This is a genomic window from Prauserella cavernicola (assembly GCF_016595675.1).
In the GTDB taxonomy this organism is placed as follows: Bacteria; Actinomycetota; Actinomycetes; order Mycobacteriales; family Pseudonocardiaceae; genus Prauserella_A; species Prauserella_A cavernicola.
In genome coordinates, this window is record NZ_JAENJH010000027.1 from 1 (window position 1) to 1,821 (window position 1,821).

Sequence of the window (1,821 nt, forward strand, 5' to 3'; positions counted from 1 at the left end):
GTTGTTGTGTGTGCAGTCGGGTAAGACGCTGAATGATCCGAACCGGTTCAAGTTCGATGGTGACGGCTATTATCTGAAGTCGTCGGAGGAGATGCGGGAGTACTGGGACAAAGAGGTTCCCGGTGCCGCGGACAGCACGCTGCTGATCGCCGAGCGGGTCGAGTCCTACGACGACGTCTACTCCCACAAGGACCGGATGCCGGTCTTCACCGTTCCCGAGGAGCACGACCAGGCGACATGGCTGCGGCACAAGGTCCAGGAGGGCCTGCACTGGCGCTTCCCCGAGGGAATCCCGGACGGCTACGAGGAACGGGCCCGGTTCGAGCTCGACGTCATCGAGCAGAAGGGTTTCCCCGCCTACTTCCTGATCGTCGCCGACCTGATCGAGCACGCCCGTGACGTCGGCATTCTGGTGGGTCCCGGCCGGGGGTCCGCCGCGGGTGCGCTGGTGGCCTACGCGCTCGGTATCACCAACCTGGACCCGATCCCGCAGAAGTTGCTGTTCGAGCGGTTCCTCAACCCCGAGCGCATGTCGATGCCCGATATCGACATCGACTTCGACGACCGCCGTCGTGGCGAGATGATCCGCTACGCCACGGAGAAGTACGGCGCCGACAAGGTCGCCCAGGTGATCACCTTCGGCACCATTAAGACCAAGGCCGCGATCAAGGACTCGGCCCGGGTGCACTACGGCCAGCCCGGCTACTCGATCGCGGACCGCATCTCCAAGGCGCTGCCGCCGCCGATCATGGCCAAGGACATCCCGCTGTCCGGCATCGTCGACCCGCAGCACGACCGCTACGGCGAAGCCGCCGAGGTGCGGAGCCTGGTCGAGACCGACGACGAGGTCTCGACGATCTTCAACACCGCCCGCGGGCTCGAGGGCCTGATCCGCAACGCTGGCGTGCACGCCTGTGCGGTCATCATGTCCAGCGAGCCGCTGACCAACGCCATCCCGCTGTGGCAGCGCGACGACGGCTCGATCATCACCGGCTGGGACTACCCGTCGTGCGAGGCCATCGGCCTGCTGAAGATGGACTTCCTCGGCCTGCGCAACCTCACCGTCATCGGCGACGCGCTGGCCAACATCAAGGCCAACCGCGGCGAGGAGATCGACCTCGACCGGCTGGGTCTCGACGACCAGGAGGCCTACAAGCTGCTGGGCCGGGGCGACACGCTCGGCGTGTTCCAGCTCGACGGTGGCGCCATGCGCGACCTCCTGCGCAGGATGCAGCCGACGGGCTTCGAGGACATCGTCGCCGTGCTCGCGCTGTACCGGCCCGGTCCGATGGGCATGAACGCCCACAACGACTACGCCGACCGCAAGAACAACCGGCAGCAGATCAAACCCATTCACCCGCAGCTGGAAACGCCCCTGAAGGAGATCCTGGCCGAGACCTACGGCCTGATCGTCTATCAGGAGCAGATCATGCAGATCGCCCAGAAGGTGGCCGGGTACTCGATGGGTCGAGCGGACGTGCTCCGCCGCGCGATGGGTAAGAAGAAGGTGGAGGTCCTCGAGAAGGAGTTCGAGGGTTTCCACGCGGGCATGAAAGACAGCGACGTCGTCTCCGGCGGATTCTCCGACGAGGCCATCCAGGCGCTGTGGGACACGATTCTTCCCTTCGCCGGCTACGCGTTCAACAAGTCGCACGCGGCCGCCTACGGCCTGATCGCGTACTGGACCGCGTTCTTGAAGGCGAATTATCCGGCTGAGTACATGGCGGCGTTGTTGACGTCGGTGGGGGACAACAAGGACAAGTCGGCGGTGTATTTGTCGGAGTGTCGGCGGTTGGGGATCAAGGTGTTGCCGCCGGATGT

General features: G+C 64.9%; 1 protein-coding gene. It reads left to right on the top strand.

The window, feature by feature from the left end:
- On the top strand, positions 1 to 1,821 hold a 1,821-nt coding region (gene dnaE, locus JHE00_RS34515; RefSeq protein WP_200326402.1), incomplete at both ends, for a DNA polymerase III subunit alpha.